Below are 22,884 nucleotides of genomic sequence, written 5' to 3'. Positions count from 1 at the left end.
AGAAAAGTGGAGGAGAAAGATTGCTCGGGGTACCCACGGTTAGCGATCGTATAGCGTAAACTGTGGTTACTATGACGCTGGAACCTATCCTGGAACCTGTCTTTCATGTGGACTCGTACGGGTATCGGTGCGGGAAATCCGCGCATGATGCGCTTGTGATCACGCGAAAGCGGTGCTGGGAAAGGGACTGGGTGCTGGAGTATGACATCCGTGGCTTGTTTGATCATATTGATCATGAGCTATTGCTCAAGGCTCTTGACCACCATTGCTCTGAATCCTGGGTGCTGCTGTATGTGAGGCGCTGGCTAACGGCACCGATGCAGACGAAAGATGGTAAGCAGGAACGACGGAACGTTGGCACACCACAAGGTGGCCCGTTATCGCCAGTTCTGGCAAACCTGTTTCTGCATTATGCATTGGATCGTTGGCTGACCGTTCGTCATCCGGATATCCCATTCTGCCGATATGCAGATGACGGAATACTGCGTTGTCGAAGTGAGCGTGAGGCTCAGTATCTGCATTCCCAGCTAGATATGCGTGAGGTGGACCCAATAGCTATTCACAGAGATGCCCAACAAACGAGTATACTGGCCTGTGTTTGTCCAGGCTGCTCGGATAAATCACCATCAGCTCCTTGCTAAGGCCAGGCTCACTCACGGGAATAGCCACCAGACTTCCATTTTGGACCTCCTCCCGTACAGAACTTTCAAGCACCAACGATGCGCCAAGTCCGACCTTAACCGCTTGCTTGACGGCTTCGGTGCTACCCAGCTGCATAGATACCGTCGGAAATGGCCCATGCTCACCGAAGTAGGTCGCCAAAAGCCGGCCAGTGCCGGTGCCGGGTTCGCCGCCGATCAGAGCCATGTTAGACAGCGTATCGCGGTCGATATCGGTTCGACGGGCTAACGGGTGACCAGGCGGAACGATTAGAACAACGGGCTCGTTACGCCACGCCTGAGCATGGAATCCGGGTAGATCATGCCACCACTCCATAATCGCCACGTCCAGCTCACCGTCCGATAAATGCCGTGCAATAGTCGGATTGGAATCTATTACCACATCCACCTCGGGCCCTACGCCCAGCTCCTTGTAACGACGGATGTAGGGCTGGAGCATATAAATCCCAATATTGGAGCTCGCCCCAACGCGAAGTCGAGCCTCCATAATGGAAGATCTCGCCTGCTCCTCCAGCCGGAGCAGACTTCGGGCAAAAGGCAACAAGGTTAAGGCAGCCCGGGTTGGCTCACAGCCAGAGCGCCCCCTGTGGACCAATAAAACGCCAAGTTGGTTTTCGAGTTTTTGAAGGTGCTGGGACAGTGTGGGTTGTGCGATGTCCAACTGGCGGGCTGCGGCCTGAAACCCGTTGTGGTCCAGCACCGCCACGAAACTCTTCAGCCAGACAAGATTCAGCATGGGCCGCTCTCGCGGCCACTGGGATCATTGATCGCATCACCCGGCCGCTCACCCCGAAGCACTTGCAGAATGTTCCGAGCAGCGCGTTGCTCGATAGCCAGACGCACCTGGCTGACTGCCGATCCGATGTGAGCAGTAAACAGCGTGTTGGGGTGGGCCCTGAGCCCCTGGGCGATCTCCCTCGGACGATCTTCTCTCGCCCAATCTTCCATCTCAAACACATCAGCGGCGTACCCCCCCAACTGACCGGATTGAAGCGCTTGCAGAACACTACCCTCATCCACCACAGATCCACGGCAGGGATTGATAAGGAATGCGCCCGGTTTCATTCCTGTTAGCGTTTCGCGATTAATGGTGTGGAGGGTTTGCTCATTGAGCGCCAGTGCCAGGATCACAATATCTGACTGGGCCAGCAGCATCTTGAGGGGAGTATGGGACAAACCCAGTGCCTGCTCATGCTGCACGGGTAAACGTTCCGGCTGGGAATAGATTAAATCCGCTCCCCATCCGTTCAGGCGCTGCGCCACCGCTTGGCCGATGGCCCCCATACCCACAATACCAATCCGTGAGCCTTCGATCCCCTGCCCATAGAAGCGTGGTGTCCAGCCAGTAAATTCACCGGATCGAACGAAGTGGTCCGCCGCCTTGACTTGTCGGGTGAGACTGATCGTCAGCCCGACCGTTAGCTCTGCAGTAGGCACGGTTAGCAAATCCGGTACAAATGTCAGCCAAACCCCATGACGCGTGCAGGCATCCACATCAAAGTTGTCATAGCCTTTCAGGGCTGCACCAATCACCTTCAAGCGCGGACACCCCTGTAGGAACTCCACTCCAACTCGGTCTGGCATGAACGCCATCATCGCATCAGCGTCTGCAACGCGCGCAGCCACTTCCTCCTGGGGCAACGTGGCGCCGGATTGGTTGGTGACCAGCTCGCAATCTTGGGCAAGTTCATCCAGAACACTGTCATGGATCTTATGGGTTATCACAACCTTGGGTTTCATCGACGTTCCTTATTTGAATTTCTTACGAAGGCGGCCACTGAGACTGTCCACGACGGTGACCATCAACAAGATGACAATGAGAATGGCGCTGACTTCCTGATACTGCATGATTCTCAGCGAGCCCATCAATTCGAAGCCAATACCACCGGCACCCACCATGCCCATTACGGTCGAGGCACGGAAATTGTATTCCCAGCGATAAATGGACACGTCCGCGAATTGAGGAAGTGCTTGTGGCAGCACGGCGTGATAGAGCACCTGCAAGCGAGTAGCGCCGGCAGCATCGGCCGCTTCCACTGGCGCCTCATCTACATGCTCAATCGCTTCGGCAAAAAACTTTCCAACCATGCCAATGGAGTGAAGACCGAGCGCCAGTACGCCAGGCAACGCCCCAAAACCAACAGCAGCCACGAAGATGATGCCCATGATCAGTTCCGGGACTGAACGCAAACCGTTTAAAAGGGTTCGAGTTACTTGGAACACCACCGGATGTGGAGAGGTGTTGCGCGCAGCCAGGAATGCCAGTGGCACAGACAAGGTTACTGCAATGGCAGTACCGGCAATGCTCATCGCAAGCGTGTCGATTAACGGCGACACCCAGCTGGCCACATTGGTGAAGTCAGGTGGAAGAGATTCGCCAATGAGTGTGCCTATGGCTGGCACGCCATTGGCAAGTGTATTGAAATTGAGCAGCCCTACGTACCAACTTGCGACAAAAATGATGAGCAGCACTAACAGCGACTGTCCGAGTTTTTTCCGCCAGCCTTTCGCGTGCTCATCCAGCACGGAGGCCGACGGGGCCGGCGACAGAGTCGCCGGTTCCGTCGTTGTATAGTTCATGGGGCACTCCTCACATTTTTGCGAAATCAAGATTGAGCAGGCCACCCATAGCGCGGATGACATCGTAATCTTCGTCGGTAATTGCCGCGAATCCCTCAGCCTTCAGGTTGTCGAGAATCTCCGGGTCATCGATCTGCAGAAAGGCTTTCTGAATGTTGCTCTTCAGCTCAGGGGCCAGGTTCGAACGCATGGCCCAGGGGTATTGAGGAAAGTCACCGCTGTAGCCCAGCACTTTGACCTTGCTCCGATCAATCAAACCGCGGTCCATCACATGCTCGAAGATAACTTCGGACAACCCTCCGGCGTCGGCATTGCCATTGGCGACGTTAACCGCAACAGCGTCATGGCTACCGACGAAATGAGCCTCATAGTCCTTTCCGGCTTCGAGCTCTGCCTTCTCAAGGAGTACGGTCTTGGGGATCAGGTGGCTGGAAGTGGATGCGCGGTCACCGTAGGCCATTTTCTTGCCTTTGATATCCGCGAAGGAGCCAACGCCAGAGTCCGCATTGGCAATAATGATGGAGCGATAAGTCGGCTTCCCGTCTACCACCATGGCGGCAAAGGGTTCAATGTCACTCTTACTCTTGGCCATCACATAGGACAACGGACCAAAGTAAGCCAGGTCAATTCGGCCAAAACGCATGGCTTCGATCATGGAGGAGTAATCGGTGGTAACAATCAGTTCTACTTCCTTACCAAGAGTGGTTTCCAGGTAATCCTTCAAAGGTTGGTTTCGCTTGATCAGTTCTGACGCGTTCTCATCCGGCAGCAAGGCAACTTTCAAAAGATCAGGGTCTGTATCTGCGGCATGGGCTGACCAATGGATGCCGAGCATCATTATCAGAGCCAGCAAAGAGTGAATCATTGTCTTCATTGTGCTATCTCCAGTACGTCTGTCGTTATCGGGGTGGTCTTAGGTTTATGGATGGCTGGTTTGCCTTCCGCAGCTACCACGCTGGGTGAACGGTGGTAAATCTCGTCCAGGTGTTTCGATTTCAGGTTTTCAGGAGCATCGTCAAAAACGATATGAGCGTTCGAAAGGCCGATGATCCGGTCTGCAAAACGCTGGGCGTATTCCAATTGGTGCAAGGAAATAACCGCGGTGATTCCATCTTCCTGACAAATATCGCGCAGTAGGCCGAGTACCTTTTCAGAAGTGGCCGGATCCAGGCTGGCAACGGGCTCATCGGCAAGAATCATGGATGGTTGCTGCACCAATGCTCTGGCGATTCCAACCCGCTGCTGCTGGCCGCCGGACAACTGATCTACTCGGGAAAGCGCTTTGTCAGCCAGACCTACGCGGTCGAGGCATTGCAGAGCCAACTCCAGGTCCTGCCGGGGCAGGGGAAGCAGGCTTCGCCAAGTACCGTGATACGCAAGTCTGCCTGTCAGCACATTCTGTAACGCGGTGTATCGTTCGATCAGCTGGTGATGCTGGAACACCATGGCGGTGCGGCTGCGGTGCTGTCGCAGGATTCTACGGTTGGTCAGTTCACCAAACTCGCCAGACACAACCTTCCCGGTTGTGGGCTTAACCAGGTGATTCAGTGAACGAAGCAGAGTGGATTTACCCGCGCCTGAAAGTCCCAGTAGCACGGTGAATTCGCCCTTGTGAAAGTGAACGTTGGTGGGTTTGAGCGCGAGGACGTTTCCCGGGTAGGTTACGCCCATACTCTCGACTCGAAGCATCACATTGGTTGATTGAGTTGGCGCCACAGGATCACCTTTTGCAATAAATAAGCTCGCCGTATTGCGAGTTACAATTGAACGGTAAAGCTGAGAGATGACACTGTCGTGTCACTGACGTGACAGGTTGATGAAGTGCTTTTGGTTCGCAAGGATTTTCCGAAGGGCTCTGTGAAATACATGGAGCTCAGCCAAAGTGGAACGAGCCACCCAGGAGCTTAAGCAACAAAAATTGCGTTCCACCGTCAGTCGGCGAATCTCACGGTACAGTTCGTCCGTGCTGAGTTCATCGAATTGCTTACCGACTATACTCTTGCCTTCGAGGAGGTCGGACGCGCTCTCCAATAGGTCGCGCTTCCAGGTGCTGACTATGGTGGGGTGGATCTGGAAACGGGCAGCAATTCAAGGTGTGGCCTTAAGGGTGGGCAAGGACAGCCTTGCACTTACTAATTCGAAATAAAGTAAGCGAACATTACCCGGAGATATAAGCCAAATCCGGATGGCCAAAAAACGATTTCAATAGTCGTGGCAATTTTTGCAAACGTCGAACTGCGTCGCCGCGTGCAGGTTGGTTTGAATAAGGGCGAGGCTAAGAACGCGCTGGCTCGTGCCGTCTTCCTGAACCGGCTCGGTGAACTCCGCGATCGCAGTTACGAGAATCAACGCTACCGTGCAAGCGGACTCAATCTCGTCGTCAGCGCTATTATCCTTTGGAATACGGTTTATATGGAGCGGGCGGTTCAAGCACTGCGCGAAGACGGCCGGGATATCGACGAGACGCTTCTGCGGCATCTTTCTCCCTTGGGCTGGGAGCACATCAACCTGACCGGCGACTATATCTGGCAGCAGGACAAACAGGTCGAACAAGGAAAGTACCGATCGTTACGAACACTGCAGAGGTCTTAGCGTACGATTTTTTCCGTTTCGTGAGCTGACCCCATTCTGTCCCCCATCCCTTCAACCACGCGTAATCCTTCGTCGAGCCTTTGAATGTCTGCGAGATGACACTCCGTCGTATTCGCCCGATTAGCCAAACGCCACTGTTGCCAGTCCTCCTCCGCGCCAAAATAAGACGTTCAGCTAGTCATCGGAAAGTCCACTCCCTTTCCGACCGGGCGAGTGTGTTTTGGGAATAGAAAAGTGCTAAGATCTTCGGAACTGACAGAGTAATTGCATGTCAGAGCTCATGTCCTCAAAGCTTGGTGCTAAAGATCAGGATGTCCGCAAAGAACCGCCCAATCATCTCCCTATTGCTATCACTGCTTCTTGTGATCAGCGCGCCGGCGTTTGCTTTGTCAAAAGTAGCAGGCGGCCAGGCGGAGCCAGCGATGGCGGATTGCGGCACCATGATGATGGACCAGACTGAAGACACCGCTTACTCCTCAGACACAGAACCGGATTGTGTTTCCGCCCCGGAAATGGCCTGTCCAAGCGCCACTGGGCCGGTCAAATGCGGCGTCAACGTAAGCTTTGCCCTACTACCGGGGCATTCTATCGGTTTTACCGACACCGGTTCCCAAACGGTGTTGATCGGCCGAGCGGCCCTTTACCAGAATCCGTTCCTGGCCTCTATTACACCCCCTCCAGAACATCACTCCTGAGTTTTAACCCGGGTTTTTGCCCATCGCGGCAAGCTCTTTGAAGTTAATTCTTGCAACAAAGTCTCGTACTTCCGTTCATCCGTAACGAGGCTTTAACTGGAGTGAATCAAATGCGTAATTCAAATCTCAAGCTCACCGTAACCGCCGCCGTTCTGGCCGGCAGCGTCGCCCTTTTCTCTGCCCTTGCCCATGGCGAAGGCGCCGGCATGATGGCTGGTCATTCCGAACACAGCCGCATGATGTCCTCGCACGGTATGGAGGGTATGGGCGGCATGATGGGGATGATGAACATGATGTCAGATATGTCCCCGGAAGACCGTAAAGCCATGACCGAGGCTTGCATGAAGATGATGCAGGCTCATAGCGACGATGGCATGCCTGGTGGCATGAAAGACAAAGACACCGGCGCCAAATAACCATTTGGGCACCCTCATGAACTGAAGCTCTGGGCCGGGGATGCATGTGCACCCCCGAGCCCTGCACTGCCCATAAGCGATTACAAACGAGGATTTCCCATGAAGACCAAGAAACTCGCCCTGTATACGGGTATAGCCGCTATCGTTATCGGCGCTGGCGCCACCACATTGGCCCTCCAGGCCGACGAATCCGCCCAGCCGTCGGCTTCTCTAACCGAGAGTGAAGAGGCAGGCCAAACCATCACCATCTACAAGAGCCCCAATTGCGGTTGCTGCCAGTCCTGGGCCGAGCACCTCGCGACCAATGGCTTTGACACCCGAATCGTTGAAACCGACAACCTTAATGAAATTAAACAGCAGCATGGCGTGCCACGCGATATGGCGTCCTGCCACACCGCACTGGTTGATGATCTGGTGATTGAGGGGCATGTGCCGGCCAATGACATCCTGGCCTACCTTGAGGATCCGCAATTCAACACGGCCGGCTTGTCTGTACCCGGAATGCCCCATGGCACCCCTGGCATGGAAACCGGCCGGAAGGACGATTACCAGGTCATTGCCTTTAACGCCAATGGCCAGCAACAGGTTTTCCGTGAGCACAAGGATTACTGAGGTCAGCCCTATGAGAGCAATGGTTTCCCGCCTGAATTCAGCAGTCTCCAGACTTTTTCTGTTCGCGTTCGTGGCTGTCATGCCGACCCTGGTTCAAGCCCAGTCTGTGAATGAGGGCCAAGCAGTGAGAGCGCTGACGACGGACTCATCTGGCGCTTTGCTGGTGCTTCGGCAGAGCGGTCTGTTTGCCCTGGATAGCCAGAACACTACCGAGATCCCCCTGCCACCGTCCGATTCCGGCGCCCAGCCCCGGTCCATGGCAAAGGGCGGAGACGAAAGCCTGTACCTGGCAGGGCCTGGCCTTGGCATCTGGCGCTATGACGAGGCCAGCAAGCGTTGGCAATCCCTCAATGACACCCTGCCGGACCTGGGTGTCACGGCGATTGCCGCCCACGCCACCCAACCGGATACGCTCTACGCCTATCTCGGTGACGGCGGCATGTTCCGATCCAGGGACGACGGTGCCGAATGGGTGAAGGTAGACAATGGCCCTCGGGAGCCGGTGCAGGCCTTCCTGCACTCCGATATGCCAGGCAGCATGGAAAGTGGCTGGCTGTTCGCCGGCACCACCCGCGGTGTGGCCCGATCCATGGACTGTTTCTGCTTCTGGGGCGATGCCGGCGAATTGCGAGGAACTGTTTCCGCCATTGATTACGATCCTTGGGCCCCGGAAAACGTCTACGCCGTGATCGAGGGGGAACTTCACCGCAGTTCTGACGGTGGCGAAACCTGGGCTGGCCTTGAGATACCCCAAGCGGTGACCGCTCTGACGTTCTCGCCCACGGAAAGACTCGTGGTCGGCACTGAAAACGGAGAGTTGCTTTCGCAGAACGCCTCTGGCGAATGGGTTCCTGTTTATGAATAAGTGGTCTTTCCCGCTGGTCTTGCTCGTTGCCCCGGCCCTTGTGATGGCGGGGGGCGCGCCAACAGACAGTGGCAGCGTGCCGGCCGGAGTAACCGAGGGCCGCCAGATTTATGAGCAATACTGCGCCGCTTGCCACGGATGGCAGGGTGAAGGTGCGGCCGACTGGAACAAACCGGATGAGAAAGGCGAAATGCCGCCACCGCCTCACGATGAGACAGGCCACACCTGGCGCCACAGTGATGCCATGCTGTTCAGGATGATTGCCGAGGGATGGCGGCATCCCTTCAACAAAACAGACCGCCTGACCATGCCAGCATTTGAGGACACCCTCACCGACCAGGAAATTCAGTCGGTGATCAACTACCTGAAAACACTCTGGACCGAGGACCAGCGCCGCTATCAACCTAACGAAAGTCAGGAATAACGAACAACCCTCCCTCAAGTCTTTGGTAACTGGAAAATGGCATTGAAACAGCTTTTTAAGAAGTGGTCATGGTTATTCGGCCTCATCGGTTTCAGCATTGTGGTCACAGCAATCTTCGTGCTGCCACAGTACCTGAAGCCTGATCTGGATGCCGGTGTTACCTTTTACGCCACCGAGGGATGCGCACCTTTCAAAGGTCAGTGTATCGGGCGAAAGGGCGATCAAACCATCACAGTCGGCTTAGGTAATGAAGCCATCGAATCGATGACAGAGATTCCCATCCGTGTGTATCTCGGCAACGTGACAGCCGACTCCCTGATCGTGGATTTCGAAGGGCTTGAAATGTACATGGGCGTGGTCCGCACCCAGCTGTTACCGCATACCCAGGGTGTTTACCAGGGAACCATTACCCTGCCGGAATGCGGTACCGGCAAAATGCTATGGCGCGCACGGGCCATCATTGACAACGGCACGTCCAAGGAAGGCATCAAATTTGATTTCTGGGCGGTTTAACGAACTAACAAAACTTAGGGGGCTGAATGCCTGATCTTGCAACCTGGCGAATTGCCGCCGCGTTTGCCGGAGGTCTCGTGTCGTTTTTCTCACCCTGTACTTTACCCTTGGTTCCCGGCTACCTGTCGGTTGTTACCGGAGGCGCTCTGACTGAGGCTTCAAATCGGTTGAAGGCGTTCTGGCTGAGTCTTTGTTTCGTGATGGGGTTCAGTCTCGTATTCGTTGCCCTGGGAGCAAGCGCCAGTGTTCTTGGGCAATGGCTGATGGCTTATCGTGAAGAGGCCAACCTGGTGGCTGGCGTGCTCATCGTGTTAATGGGCCTGTTTATGTTGGGTTGGTGGAGCATGCCGGCGTTACAGCGGGACTGGCGCATTGGGCAGTCTCTTGAAGGCGGGCGCCCCACTGCCGCCTTCCTCCTGGGCATCGCGTTTGCCATCGGCTGGACACCCTGTATAGGCCCCATACTCGGGGCCATATTGGCGCTCAGCTCCACCCATGCCAATGCTGAGGCTGGCATGCTGTATCTGGCGGCGTATTCGTTCGGGTTAGCTCTCCCTTTTCTCGGAACTGCCCTGTTTATTGAACACTTTCGGCAACGAGTACGCTGGCTCAGTCGCTGGAGTAGACTACTGAGAGCGCTTGCTGGCTTGGTGCTCGTTGTAATGGGAGTAATGGTGCTCACCGGTCGGATGACACTCTTTGCGTCGTGGATGTTGTCGACGTTTCCGGTTCTCGGAAGGCTTGGTTGAGCTTCCTACAGCCAAACTACAGGGAGCGGTCCATGGCTTCATACTCAAATACTGCGTATAAACAGGTTTCATGAACAAATGGGGCTGCCATTTCGTTAACTAATGGTTTTGCATTGCCGAACGATTGAAGCGGCTCATTGTTCTTCAGGACTAGATTAAAAACCGCTTCGCAGTGGAGGATGGTGAACGTTCGCTTTTGTTCAGAGCCCGGAATGTGACCAGGGGTCGCAAAGCGAACGTTCATATGAGCATCATGACGCCAGCCATTGGCCGCGCATCAAAAGAATCGTCCGGAGAAGGGGCAACTGCCCTTTAAATATTTACTGGTCTTGGCATAGGTTCCGAGACTCATTCAAACAGGCTCCGTTTCGGGTTGACTTAATTCGAGCGTATGTTGAGAATAGAGCTGCCTAAGTACCTCCGCTGAATGCCCCTGTTACACTGCTTTTATAAGCCTCAGGGAAAAGCACGGCAGGGCTCAACGTTGAATTCAAATAAGGCGGGTAACGCTACGCTTGAGATGGGCCGCGATTAGCGGTCCTTCAGCATTCTTGTATTCGGCTAAAGATTTAGTTGATTCGGGTTTGATTAATGTTTCGTTGACCCTGAAGTAGTTCCTGACTCGAGATTTAAGCCTAATGTTAAAAAAAGACAAATCGCCCCGCCAGCCCCTTATTCGCGCTCTTGAGCCCCGTATCCTTTTCGATGGCGCCGCCGTTGGTGTGGCGGCTGACGCCGCCACCGATCAGTCGTTCTCTGGTCAGTCATCTGACGCAACGCCGCCTGCGAACAACGATACACCGCCTGCCGCAAGATCTCCCATAAGTCGTGCGCTTGATGCAGCACGTGCAGCAGCTGAATCCTCGAAAGCTGAAAATCAGCGCTCTGCATTTTTTATCGATTCCGGTGTAGAAGATCACGAGGCACTGGTTGATGCGGCCATGGGCATCGCCGACGCCGATGTCTACATGATTGATGCCGCCGAGGACGGTTTCGCCCGCATCGCGGAGACAGTCCAGGGAGGAGACTACGGCAGTGTTCATATTCTTGGCCACGGCGATTCGGGGCAGATCACGCTGGGAGCATCGTCGCTTGGCAGCGAAAACATGGAACAGCACGCCGACAGCCTGAACTCGATTGGTGACGCGCTTGGGCCGGACGGTGACCTTTTGCTCTATGGCTGCGATGTCGCCGAGGGGCCAGCAGGTCGTGCCTTTGTTGATGAGCTGTCAGAGGCTGCAGGAGGCATTGATGTTGCTGCGTCGGTCGATGCGACCGGCTCAGCAGAATTTGGTGGTGACTGGATACTGGAAGTTACCTCGGGCGATATCGAGGCCGCGAGCCTCAGTGCACAGGCTTTTGGCGGACTCCTCGCCCCTCCGGAAGTCATTGTGCCTGAAGATGCGTTGAGTGCCTCTGAAGATACGGATCTGGTCATTAATGATGTGTCGGTCGACGACGCTGACGGGGATAACCTTGATGTAACGCTTGATGTCAGTAGCGGCACGATCACGCTGGCGCAGACGACGAACCTTACGGTATCGGGCGACGGAACCGGGTCGGTTTCCGTCAGTGGTAGCGCAGCCGACATCAATAATGCTTTGACTGGACTGACTTACAGGGCCGACAGTGATTTTAACGGTTCTGACACGCTGACAATTTCGGCCGACGATGGTCAAAGCACAACCAGTGAAAACGTCGGAATTGAGGTTGCTTCTGTCAACGACGCCCCGACATTGTCGCCGGGAAATCCGACTGCCGATGAAGGCGGTACAACCACGCTGACCGAAGCAGATTTCGGGATAACGGATCCCGATCTTGACCCGGGCAACGCCAACCCCCAGCTTGCGAAGCAAATAGTGTTCAGGCTCGATGGCAGTACTTTGCCATCCGAAGGCGTTCTGCAACTCGATGGCAACACTTTACTGTCAGGCAGTACCTTCTCCTTGCAGGATGTGCGTGACGGCCGTCTGGCCTATTCCCATAGTGGCAGTCAGGTGTCGCCAGGCGATACGGATGCTTTCAGCGTCACCGTCAATGATGGCGGCGGCAGTGGGGATGTTGGTCCAACCGACATTGTCGTGGGTCTTCAACCGGTGAACGACGCGCCTTCCATCGGCGGGTCGCCCGAGGTATTTGAAGGTCAGGGAACGGAAGCTGAATTCGGCAACCCTGGCACCGTAATGGATTCGGCAGACATTGGCGGCAGTCTCAGCATCACTGACCCGGATGACGCAATCGCCGACTCGATGGTTACCATCACCAACATCGACAATGCGGGTGAAGGAACCCTTTTCCGGGATGCAAACGATAATGGCAAGCTGGACGCCGGTGAGGCGCTGACGGGCGGCGAAACGTTTGCGGCCAGCGAGCTGGCGGCGGGGCGGCTGCGTTTCGCCCATGACGGCGACGAAGTCGACGCGACCAACCCCAGTTTTGATATCGAAGTGACGGACGCTGGCGGCGGCGCTGGTGGCGCAAATGCTGAGAGCTCCGGGCCGCAGACCATTGATATTCAGGTCAAGCCCAACAACGATGACCCTGAGCTGGCCAACAATTCGCCGGTGACCGTCGTCGCGGGTGGTGACGACGTCATCCCGATCACCAGCGGTGAACTCAATGCGTCAGATATTGATACCGCTGCGAATCGGGTGGTCTATACGGTTACCGATATTCCGGCCCTGGGAGAGTTGCGCCTTGACGGTCAGATCCTTGGCGTTGGCGGCCGCTTTACTCAGGCCGATATCAATGCCGGGCGCGTGGACTATCGCCAGACAGACAGTTTTTCAGACGGTGACACCGATACTTTTGACTTCGAGGTTCGCGATTCCACTCAGAAGGCATTCAACGAGCCAGGCAAGGACGGAGCCGTCCGAAACCCGGATGGCTCCATCAAGACCAACACTTTCACGATCAATTTCTCCGGAGATGAGTCGGGTGGGACCGGCCCTGGGGCGCCTGATCCGTCGCTGGTTGGCCCTGTGGTCGTTGGCTCAGAAACCGTTAATGGCCTGACTGGTGACGATGGCACTGCGGTTGAAGAAAATGACGGCTTGGCCGGTGGTGACGACACGCGAATTATTACCGACAGTGAGCTTGCCTTCGAGCTGCGGACCGCTGGCGGCGGTGGGAATTCAATTGCAGTTCCGGCGGAGGAAACGATTTACCGGCTGACACAGTTGCCGGGCAACGGAACCCTGCAGCTGGATGGTACCGATCTTGGGCTGTTTGACACCTTTACCCAGCAGGATATCAACGACGGCAAGCTCAGCTTTTTCCATGATGGTTCGGAGAACCACCAGGACAGCTTCGGATTTAGCGTATCGGCGGGCACCAACGACACCTTCGATCGGACTTTCGCCCTGGAAGCCATTCCAACCAACGACGCGCCCATGGTCAACGCGAATGACCTGCCACTGCTTCCTGAGGGCGGTACAACCCGGATTACGGACGCCCAAATCGCCCTGAACGACGTTGATGTGGACAACGAGACGGGCGAAAACGGGGACGTGAATGATCCGAACGAAGAAGCCGTTGCGGATGATTTGATGTTCCGGATCACGGACCTGCCAACAAACGGTTTGCTGGAGCGCTTCAATGGCAGTGACTGGGTTAGCGTCACAACGGACGATTTGCTGTCGGCAGACCTGCTGACAGCAACCGCGGACGGGGGCGCTGGTGGCCTTCGGTATACCCACGATGGCACCGAAAATTTCGCCGACAGTTTCAGTGTTGAAGTCAGGGACGATTTGACGTCTCCCGGTACTTTTGGCTCGTTGAGCGAGAGTGGTCAGGGCTCGGCGTCGGTCGGTAATGTCAGCGGTATCGAGACATTGAATATTACGGTTGCGCCGCAGAACGATGCGCCCATTCTTCCGCAAGATGAGTCCGGTGCTGATACTACGATTACCGATGAGAACGGTGATGAACAGACCACGGCCAACAATCCGCTCAGCGTCGCAGAAGGTGGTACCGGTGTCATCGATGACACGCTGCTGAGGGCGGTCGACCCGGACAATACGGACCCGGAAGTACTTCAGTACCGGTTGACACAGGCGCCAGAAAACGGGTTCCTGACACTGAATGGCAGTCGTCTTGGCGTCGGTTCGACGTTTACCCAGGCAGACATCAACAACGGTTCGCTGAGTTATGAGCAAGACGGCTCGGAATCGTCTGCTGACCAGTTCAAATTCGAGATCAGTGATTCGGTTAACAGCCATGTCTACAGCGAAGGTGGAACTGGCGGGGAATCGACATTTAATATTAATGTCGACTCCGCCCGAAACGATGCCCCGGAGATCGATAACAACGGCGACGGAATCATCGACCTTTTCGGGACCTTTACCCATAATTTCGGTAATTCCCTGACCATCGCCGATGCCGATGTGGATGATGGCAACGTAGATGCGGCAGCCGGCGAAACCGATTTTATCCAGGCCACCATTGCGCTGACAGACAGCGACGGCACGGCGCTTAACCTTTCTGCCAGCGGCGGGATTACGCTCGGCAGCACCAGTGGGCTGAACCAGGTCGATGGTGACGACAGCGATGGTTCGTTGATTATTCAGGGTACGTTTGCCGATGTACAGGCTGCGCTGACCAATCTTGAGATCGAGCTGGCCAATCAGGATTACAACGATACCGTTTCTCTGGACGTCACCATCGATGATCGGTCGCGTGATGCTAGCGGCAATCTTACGGGTGGCGCCAATGGCGGTACCGAAAACGAAGACGGAACGCCGATCAACGAGGCCAACAATACGTCTTCCGTTACCGTGGATTTCCGGGCGTCTAACAACAACGATGATCCGACTGAAACAGCCAGCCCTGGTAACAAAAAGGTCAACGAAGACACGGTGCTCGATCTTTCCGGCTATCAGTTTGAGGATGTGGATGCGTTTGGTGAGGACGTCACGGTCACCGTGTCGGTTAACAACGGCCATCTGAGCGTCGACGGCAATGCTTCAACGAGTGACCCTGCCGAGCTGGTTCTGACCGGCTCAATCGCTGAGATCAACAGCCAACTGGACAACCTGACCTACATTGCCAACGAGAATTTCCACAGCCGGGATGGCAGCACCAGTGACCTGGCGGATGATGACACCGTTTCCATCACCATCAACGATGGTGGCAACAGTGGCAGCGGCGGCGGTACTGATATTGCGGGAACGTCTACCAGCATTGCCATTAATCCCGTTAATGATGCGCCAGATGTCGGGGTGCCGGGAACTCAGACGCTGGATAGTGGCAATTCCGTGACGTTCAGCGTCGCTAACGGCAATGCCATAACGTTGGCAGATGACCTCGACGCCGATAATGCGCCGTTCAATGACAACCAGCGAGTGACAGTCAGCGTCCAGCCGGGTGAGGGAACGCTGACAGCGTCTGGGTCGACAGGCTTGACAGACTTGGATGGCAACGATGAAGTGCTGGTGCTGGAAGGAGACTTCAGCGATCTGAATGACGCTCTGGATGGCCTGGTGTTCACGCCGACAGACCCCAACGCGGATAGGGTCGTCACGATTACGGTCGAGCTGAATGATCTTGCCAACGGCGGAACCCAACTGGCTGAAGGTGTCGGCGCCGCCGAAACCACAACCGGGACCATTGATGTCCAGATTTCAGGCGTCAACGAAGGCCCCACTGTCGTAGCGCCTGGCCAGCAAGACGTTGACGAGGATGCCAGTCTTTCATTCAACAGCGGCGACGGTAATAACTTTACGGTTTCCGATCCGGATGATTTCGGCGCCGATATGATCGCCACCGTTGACGTTCAGCATGGCACGGTCTCGGCTGCCACAGGCTCTGGTGCCTCGCTTTCTGGCAATGACACCGCGACTCTGACCATCACCGGCAGTGAAGCGGAAATCAACGCTGCGCTTGACGGACTGATCTACACACCCGGTGCAGATTTTCATGGTTCCGATCAGATTTCGGTGACGCTGAACGACGATGGCAATACAGGTACGGGGGGTGCCAAAGAAGACACCCAGACTGCCGACATCACGGTCAACCCGATCAATGATCAACCGGACGCCACGGGCGGCCCCGTCACTGTCAACGCGACGGACGAAGATCAGACTGGCGCGGGCCAGATGCTCTCCTCGCTGCTTGGAAGCAATTATTCTGATGACACCGACGACCAGACAGCAATCACTGACGGCGGCGATAGTTCGACGGCGCTCAGCTTTATTGCCATTACCGGCTCCAACAACTATGACCCTGCCCAAGGTACCTGGCAGGTCAGTGATGGTGCGGGAGGCTGGATAGACGTACCGGCGACGGGTCTGGACGCGGACAATGCACTGGTTATCGACGCGGGCCGCGAGATTCGCTTTGATCCGGCCCCGGATTTCCACGGTACGCCGGGCACGCTGGACGTGCGTCTGGCCGATGGCGATAGTATCGATGCGATCACTGAAAGTACCGGCGCTGGCGACCTGAAAGACCTGTCGAGCGAGGGCGGTACCGGGGAGACGGGCCGTTGGTCGGCCGATACTGTGACGATCCAGACGTCGGTGGACCCGGTGAATGACCGGCCGGAAAGCGATGATGCACAGCTCGCCCCCATTGATGAGGGCAACCTCGCCCCGTCCGGTGAGACAATTGGCAACCTGTTCGGTGGTGTTTTTGACGATGCCACGGATGACCAGAGCGCGATTCCCGGTGGCGGTAACAGCTCGACCGCCCTTGGCGGCATTGCCATTGTCGGTAACGACGCGACCGCTGCCCAGGGAACCTGGCAGTACAGCTCTGATGGCGGCGCTAACTGGAATGATATTTCAACGAGTGTCAGCGACAGCGATGCGGTCACACTCGCAAACGATGCCGATACACGCCTGCGATTTGTGCCGGTGGACGGCGATTACAACAGCGACATCAGTTTGCCGGGAGGCCTGGACGTACGCCTCGCCGATACGGCGCAAGTGGAGGCGACGGGCCAGGATTTGTCCGGCGACCTTGGTAACGACTCGACCTGGTCGACAGTCAGTGAGCTGTCAACCGACGTAAACCCTGTTAACGATGCACCATCGGCTACGTCATCCCAGAACTTCACGGTTGGTGAAGATGATGGCACCCAGACGGTCGTCGGTTTCATGGAGTCGTTGGAGCAGGGTGGTGGATCTGATGAAGATGTTCAGACCATTACGTTTAATGTGTCGAATATCTCCGACGGCGCGACATACACCGCTGCTGAGTTGTTCGATAGCCTGCCCGCCTTCACGGTGGCAACGGATGGCAATAACACGCGTTCCTTCACACCTAGCGACATTCTTGCGGCAGGTGAATCCGAAACCGTCACCTTAACCGTTGGTGTCACAGACAATGGCGGTACCGCTAACGGTGGCAGTGACACCGGAAGTGACCAGACATTCACGATTACGATCAACGGTGCCAACGATGCGCCGACAGCAACTGACGATGTTGATACCACCGATCAGAACACGGTCGTCAGCCGTGATGCACCCAACGGTCTTGTTGACCCTAATGACACGGACCCCGATGGCAGCGATGTGTTGACTGTCGATCAGGTTGACGGTGTACCGGGCAACGTCGGTTCGGCGGTCACTGGTAGCAATGGCGGCCAGTTCACCCTCAATCCCGATGGCTCTTACGACTTTGACCCCAACGGTGAGTTTGATGACCTGGCAGCGGGCGAAAGCCGCACCACCTCAGTGACCTACCGGGCCAGCGATGGCAACGGCGGCACCGACACGGCGACGCTGGAAGTGACCGTGAACGGTCAAAACGACTCGCCGGTCACCACCGGCCTGGGGGATCAGAGCGCAGATGACGGCGAAACCGTTTCCCTGGATACCTCCACCGCCTTTTCGGACGCGGACACGAACGACACGCTGACCTACTCGGCAACGGATCTGCCGCCGGGCCTGTCGATTGATCCGGCCACCGGTGAAATCACCGGCACCATTGATTTCAACGCGTCACAGGGTGGTCCGTACAACGTCACCGTAACTGTTGACGACGGCAACGGTGGCACCGAAGACGCCACCTTCACCTGGACGGTCAGTAATCCGCCGCCAGTGGCAGCGGACGATACCAACAGCTCGACCGAGAATGCGCCAGTCTCCGGCGATGTGCTGGCCAATGACAATGATACCGGGCCAGACGGTGATGACCTGACCGTTGACCAGGTTGACGGTGTACCGGGCAACGTCGGTTCGGCGGTCACTGGTAGCAATGGCGGCCAGTTCACCCTCAATCCCGATGGCTCTTACGACTTTGACCCCAACGGTGAGTTTGATGACCTGGCAGCGGGCGAAAGCCGCACCACCTCAGTGACCTACCGGGTCAGCGATGGCAACGGCGGCACCGACACGGCGACGCTGGAAGTGACCGTGAACGGTCAAAACGACTCGCCGGTCACCACCGGCCTGGGGGATCAGAGCGCAGATGACGGCGAAACCGTTTCCCTGGATACCTCCACCGCCTTTTCGGACGCGGACACGAACGACACGCTGACCTACTCGGCGACGGATCTGCCGCCGGGCCTGTCGATTGATCCGGCCACCGGTGAAATCACCGGCACCATTGATTTCAACGCGTCACAGGGTGGTCCGTACAACGTCACCGTAACTGTTGACGACGGCAACGGTGGCACCGAAGACGCCACCTTCACCTGGACGGTCAGTAATCCGCCGCCAGTGGCAGCGGACGATACCAACAGCTCGACCGAGAATGCGCCAGTCTCCGGCGATGTGCTGGCCAATGACAATGATACCGGGCCAGACGGTGATGACCTGACCGTTGACCAGGTTGACGGTGTACCGGGCAACGTCGGTTCGGCGGTCACTGGTAGCAATGGCGGCCAGTTCACCCTCAATCCCGATGGCTCTTACGACTTTGACCCCAACGGTGAGTTTGATGACCTGGCAGCGGGCGAAAGCCGCACCACCTCAGTGACCTACCGGGCCAGCGATGGCAACGGCGGCACCGACACGGCGACGCTGGAAGTGACCGTGAACGGTCAAAACGACTCGCCGGTCACCACCGGCCTGGGGGATCAGAGCGCAGATGACGGCGAAACCGTTGCTCTGGATACCTCCACAGCCTTCTCGGACCCTGACACCAACGACACCCTGACCTACTCGGCGACGGATCTGCCGCCGGGCCTGTCGATTGATCCGGCCACCGGTGAAATCACCGGCACCATTGATTTCGACGCGTCACAGGGTGGTCCGTACAACGTCACCGTAACTGTTGACGACGGCAACGGTGGCACCGAAGACGCCACCTTCACCTGGACGGTCAGTAATCCGCCGCCAGTGGCAGCGGACGATACCAACAGCTCGACCGAGAATGCGCCAGTCTCCGGCGATGTGCTGGCCAATGACAATGATACCGGGCCAGACGGTGATGACCTGACCGTTGACCAGGTTGACGGTGTACCGGGCAACGTCGGTTCGGCGGTCACTGGTAGCAATGGCGGCCAGTTCACCCTCAATCCCGATGGCTCTTACGACTTTGACCCCAACGGTGAGTTTGATGACCTGGCAGCGGGCGAAAGCCGCACCACCTCAGTGACCTACCGGGTCAGCGATGGCAACGGCGGCACCGACACGGCGACGCTGGAAGTGACGGTGAACGGCCAGAACGATGCGCCAGTGACCACGGGGCTGGACAACCAGACCGGGGATGATGGCGAAACCGTTGCTCTGGATACCTCCACAGCCTTCTCGGACCCTGACACCAACGACACCCTGACCTACTCGGCGACGGATCTGCCGCCGGGCCTGTCGATTGATCCGGCCACCGGTGAAATCACCGGCACCATTGATTTCAACGCGTCACAGGGTGGTCCGTACAACGTCACCGTAACTGTTGACGACGGCAACGGTGGCACCGAAGACGCCACCTTCACCTGGACGGTGAATAACCCGGTGCCCGTCGCGGTTGACGATACTGACGCCACCGATGAAGAAACCGCGATCAGCCGCGATGCCACCAATGGTGTTCTCATTCCCAACGACAGCGACGGGGCACCGGATGGAGATGACTTGACGCTGGATCAGGTCGAAGGGTCAGGAGCCAATGTGGGCGCGGTTGTGTCCGGCAGTAACGGCGGCCAGTTCACCGTCAATGCGGACGGTTCGTACGACTTCGATCCCAACGGCGACTTTAACGATCTGGCGGCGGGAGAGACCCGTTCGACGTCCATCACTTATCGCATCAGCGACGGCAACGGCGGCACGGACACGGCAACGCTGGAAGTGACCGTGAACGGTCAAAACGACTCGCCGGTCACCACCGGCCTGGGGGATCAGAGCGCAGATGACGGCGAAACCGTTGCTCTGGATACCTCCACAGCCTTCTCGGACCCTGACACCAACGACACCCTGACCTACTCGGCGACGGATCTGCCGCCGGGCCTGTCGATTGATCCGGCCACCGGTGAAATCACCGGCACCATTGATTTCAACGCGTCACAGGGTGGTCCGTACAACGTCACCGTAACTGTTGACGACGGCAACGGTGGCACCGAAGACGCCACCTTCACCTGGACGGTGAATAACCCGGTGCCTGTCGCGGTTGACGATACTGACGCCACCGATGAAGAAACCGCGATCAGCCGCGATGCCACCAATGGTGTTCTCATTCCCAACGACAGCGACGGGGCACCGGATGGAGATGACTTGACGCTGGATCAGGTCGAAGGGTCAGGAGCCAATGTGGGCGCGGTTGTGTCCGGCAGTAACGGCGGCCAGTTCACCGTCAATGCGGACGGTTCGTACGACTTCGATCCCAACGGCGACTTTAACGATCTGGCGGCGGGAGAGACCCGTTCGACGTCCATCACTTATCGCATCAGCGACGGCAACGGCGGCACGGACACGGCAACGCTGGAAGTGACCGTGAACGGTCAAAACGACTCGCCGGTCACCACCGGCCTGGGGGATCAGAGCGCAGATGACGGCGAAACCGTTGCTCTGGATACCTCCACAGCCTTCTCGGACCCTGACACCAACGACACCCTGACCTACTCGGCGACGGATCTGCCGCCGGGCCTGTCGATTGATCCGGCCACCGGTGAAATCACCGGCACCATTGATTTCAACGCGTCACAGGGTGGCCCGTACAACGTCACGGTGACCGTTGACGATGGCAACGGTGGCACCGAAGACGCCACCTTCACCTGGACGGTCAGTAATCCGCCGCCAGTGGCAGCGGACGATACCAACAGCTCGACCGAGAATGCGCCAGTCTCCGGCGATGTGCTGGCCAATGACAATGATACCGGGCCAGACGGTGATGACCTGACCGTTGACCAGGTTGACGGTGTACCGGGCAACGTCGGTTCGGCGGTCACTGGTAGCAATGGCGGCCAGTTCACCCTCAATCCCGATGGCTCTTACGACTTTGACCCCAACGGTGAGTTTGATGACCTGGCAGCGGGCGAAAGCCGCACCACCTCAGTGACCTACCGGGTCAGCGATGGTAACGGCGGCACCGACACGGCGACGCTGGAAGTGACCGTCAACGGTCAGAACGACGCGCCGACGGCCATCGATATACCCGATGATCGGACACCATTTGGTGCCGACTACACCAATAATGTGTCCGGCTCCTTCGATGACATCGACGAGGGTGATGAGCTGACCTACTCGGCTGAAGGGCTTCCTGAGGGGCTTTCGATTGATCCTGAAACCGGGGAAATCAGCGGTAGACCACTGGAGTCTGGCGCATTTGGCGTGACGATTACTGCAACGGATCTGACGGGGGAAACCGTCAGCGAGCCGTTTGAGCTTTCGGTGACGCCTCCAGCATCCATACCGGATGCCCCGGTAGTTCCGGGTGACAGCGGTGGCGAGCCACCAGCCGGTGGTGACGATGTATTTATCAGTATCACCGAGACACCGCCAGCAGCGGGGGTGATTAGCGATACAGGTCTCGAAACCGGCGCAGGCCCCATGCTATTCAGGGATGCGTTGGACACAGGCTTATCGCCGTTCACTGACGGTACGGACCAGATAGTCGGTCAGCTTCGTTACCAGGCAACCCAGGCGGATGGCAGTCCTCTGCCGGAAGGACTGACCGTTGATCCGGACACGGGTGAGATCAAAGGTCAGCTGCCGCCGGGGACTGACAGGGCCCAGATTCGTGTTATCGGAGTGGATCAGGACGGTAATACGTTGACCCGGGAAGTGATCATTGATCAACAGGGCAATGTGGTCGATCCCCAGAGCCAAAGATTGCCTGACGCTGGCTCGGGTTATCATCGCATGGAAGTCTCGGTTGGCATTGACGGGCAGGTCACGGTCAATTCCGGCCAGGAGTCAGGGATTGGCTTGATAGCGGAATCCATGGAAGTTGCGGCAAGGCGGATTGATATTACGATTGCGGACACTAACGCGGCAGAGGTGACTCGCTATGTCGGGCGTCTGTCTGACGGTGAGCCTCTGCCCCAGGGTCTGACGGTTGATCCAGCCACTGGCCAGATTACCGGTACCGTGCCCGAGGGAACTGAAGAGCTGTCCATTCAGATCATTGCCGAACAGTCTGATGGAGAAAACCGAACACTTCAGATCGACCTGAATCTGGATAGGCCTGCCGAAGCAAACAGCGGTGACTGGCAGCCGTTTGAGCATCAGGTTCGATCTGCGTTGGCCGCCACAGGCGATGCTTATGAAGCGCCACACGGCCATAAAATGCTGGCCGCCCTAGGTATAAGTCATTGAAAACGTTGGCCTTTTGAATGCTTGGGAGCGTTGACCATGGCTGCCCGGCAACACCAAACAGTG

General features: G+C 56.9%; 14 protein-coding genes and 1 pseudogene. 10 read left to right on the top strand and 5 right to left on the bottom strand.

Annotation, left to right across the window (positions count from 1 at the left end; all coding sequences use genetic code 11):
- Positions 1-71: 71 nt before the first annotated feature.
- Positions 72-641 carry a reverse transcriptase domain-containing protein gene (locus SIC15_RS02330; protein WP_081432065.1) on the top strand — a complete coding sequence of 190 codons (570 nt, stop codon included), beginning with the start codon at positions 72-74 and terminating at the stop codon, positions 639-641.
- Here SIC15_RS02330 and SIC15_RS02325 read toward each other — a convergent pair.
- The 5 genes from SIC15_RS02325 to phnC are packed head-to-tail and all read right to left on the bottom strand — an operon-like array spanning position 556 to position 4,976.
- The gene (locus tag SIC15_RS02325; protein WP_011783503.1) at positions 556-1,416 is read right to left on the bottom strand and encodes a LysR family transcriptional regulator; all 861 of its coding nucleotides are present in this window, start codon (positions 1,414-1,416) and stop codon (positions 556-558) included. The genes SIC15_RS02330 and SIC15_RS02325 overlap by 86 nt on opposite strands.
- Entirely contained in the window at positions 1,410-2,420 is a 1,011-nt protein-coding gene (locus SIC15_RS02320; RefSeq protein WP_011783502.1) for a phosphonate dehydrogenase, read from the bottom strand. The genes SIC15_RS02325 and SIC15_RS02320 overlap by 7 nt, the downstream gene beginning before the upstream one ends.
- A gap of 9 nt (positions 2,421-2,429) precedes the next feature.
- Entirely contained in the window at positions 2,430-3,260 is an 831-nt protein-coding gene (gene phnE, locus SIC15_RS02315; RefSeq protein ID WP_011784781.1) for a phosphonate ABC transporter, permease protein PhnE, read from the bottom strand.
- 10 nt (positions 3,261-3,270) lie between these two features.
- The gene (gene phnD, locus SIC15_RS02310) at positions 3,271-4,134 is read right to left on the bottom strand and encodes a phosphate/phosphite/phosphonate ABC transporter substrate-binding protein (RefSeq protein WP_011784780.1); all 864 of its coding nucleotides are present in this window, start codon (positions 4,132-4,134) and stop codon (positions 3,271-3,273) included.
- On the bottom strand, positions 4,131-4,976 hold the full coding sequence (gene phnC / locus SIC15_RS02305; protein ID WP_011784779.1) for a phosphonate ABC transporter ATP-binding protein: 846 nt from the start codon (positions 4,974-4,976) through the stop codon (positions 4,131-4,133). The genes phnD and phnC overlap by 4 nt, the downstream gene beginning before the upstream one ends.
- A 510-nt stretch (positions 4,977-5,486) precedes the next feature.
- Between phnC and SIC15_RS02300 the strand changes: the two are divergent.
- The 9 genes and pseudogenes from SIC15_RS02300 to SIC15_RS02260 all read left to right on the top strand — a co-directional run.
- Positions 5,487-5,852 (top strand): annotated as a pseudogene (locus tag SIC15_RS02300) (Tn3 family transposase); the annotation flags it as partial.
- A gap of 386 nt (positions 5,853-6,238) precedes the next feature.
- Complete coding sequence (locus SIC15_RS02295) at positions 6,239-6,547, top strand: hypothetical protein (protein ID WP_223268882.1); 309 nt, start codon at positions 6,239-6,241, stop codon at positions 6,545-6,547.
- 110 nt (positions 6,548-6,657) lie between these two features.
- Positions 6,658-6,963, top strand: coding sequence for a hypothetical protein (locus SIC15_RS02290; RefSeq protein WP_011784777.1), 306 nt, complete (start codon positions 6,658-6,660; stop codon positions 6,961-6,963).
- A gap of 99 nt (positions 6,964-7,062) precedes the next feature.
- Positions 7,063-7,575 carry a DUF411 domain-containing protein gene (locus SIC15_RS02285; protein WP_011786663.1) on the top strand — a complete coding sequence of 171 codons (513 nt, stop codon included), beginning with the start codon at positions 7,063-7,065 and terminating at the stop codon, positions 7,573-7,575.
- A gap of 10 nt (positions 7,576-7,585) precedes the next feature.
- The gene (locus SIC15_RS02280) at positions 7,586-8,440 is read left to right on the top strand and encodes a WD40/YVTN/BNR-like repeat-containing protein (protein WP_011786664.1); all 855 of its coding nucleotides are present in this window, start codon (positions 7,586-7,588) and stop codon (positions 8,438-8,440) included.
- Entirely contained in the window at positions 8,433-8,864 is a 432-nt protein-coding gene (locus SIC15_RS02275; RefSeq protein ID WP_011784774.1) for a c-type cytochrome, read from the top strand. Before SIC15_RS02280 ends, SIC15_RS02275 begins: the two co-directional genes overlap by 8 nt.
- Positions 8,865-8,900: 36 nt before the next feature.
- Positions 8,901-9,377: a hypothetical protein gene (locus tag SIC15_RS02270; RefSeq protein WP_011784773.1), complete on the top strand. Its 477-nt coding sequence runs from the start codon at positions 8,901-8,903 to the stop codon at positions 9,375-9,377.
- 26 nt (positions 9,378-9,403) lie between these two features.
- Entirely contained in the window at positions 9,404-10,126 is a 723-nt protein-coding gene (locus tag SIC15_RS02265) for a cytochrome c biogenesis CcdA family protein (protein ID WP_303293666.1), read from the top strand.
- Positions 10,127-10,764: 638 nt separating this feature from the next.
- Positions 10,765-22,821 (top strand): Ig-like domain-containing protein, encoded by a 12,057-nt coding sequence (locus SIC15_RS02260; RefSeq protein WP_412537000.1) that lies wholly within the window; start codon positions 10,765-10,767, stop codon positions 22,819-22,821.
- Positions 22,822-22,884 lie beyond the last annotated feature (63 nt).

This window comes from Marinobacter sp. MIT932201 (assembly GCF_047123295.1).
GTDB lineage: Bacteria > Pseudomonadota > Gammaproteobacteria > Pseudomonadales > Oleiphilaceae > Marinobacter > Marinobacter salsuginis.
The sequence above is the reverse complement of the archived record's forward strand: the minus strand, read 5'-3'. Positions and strand labels throughout refer to the sequence as shown.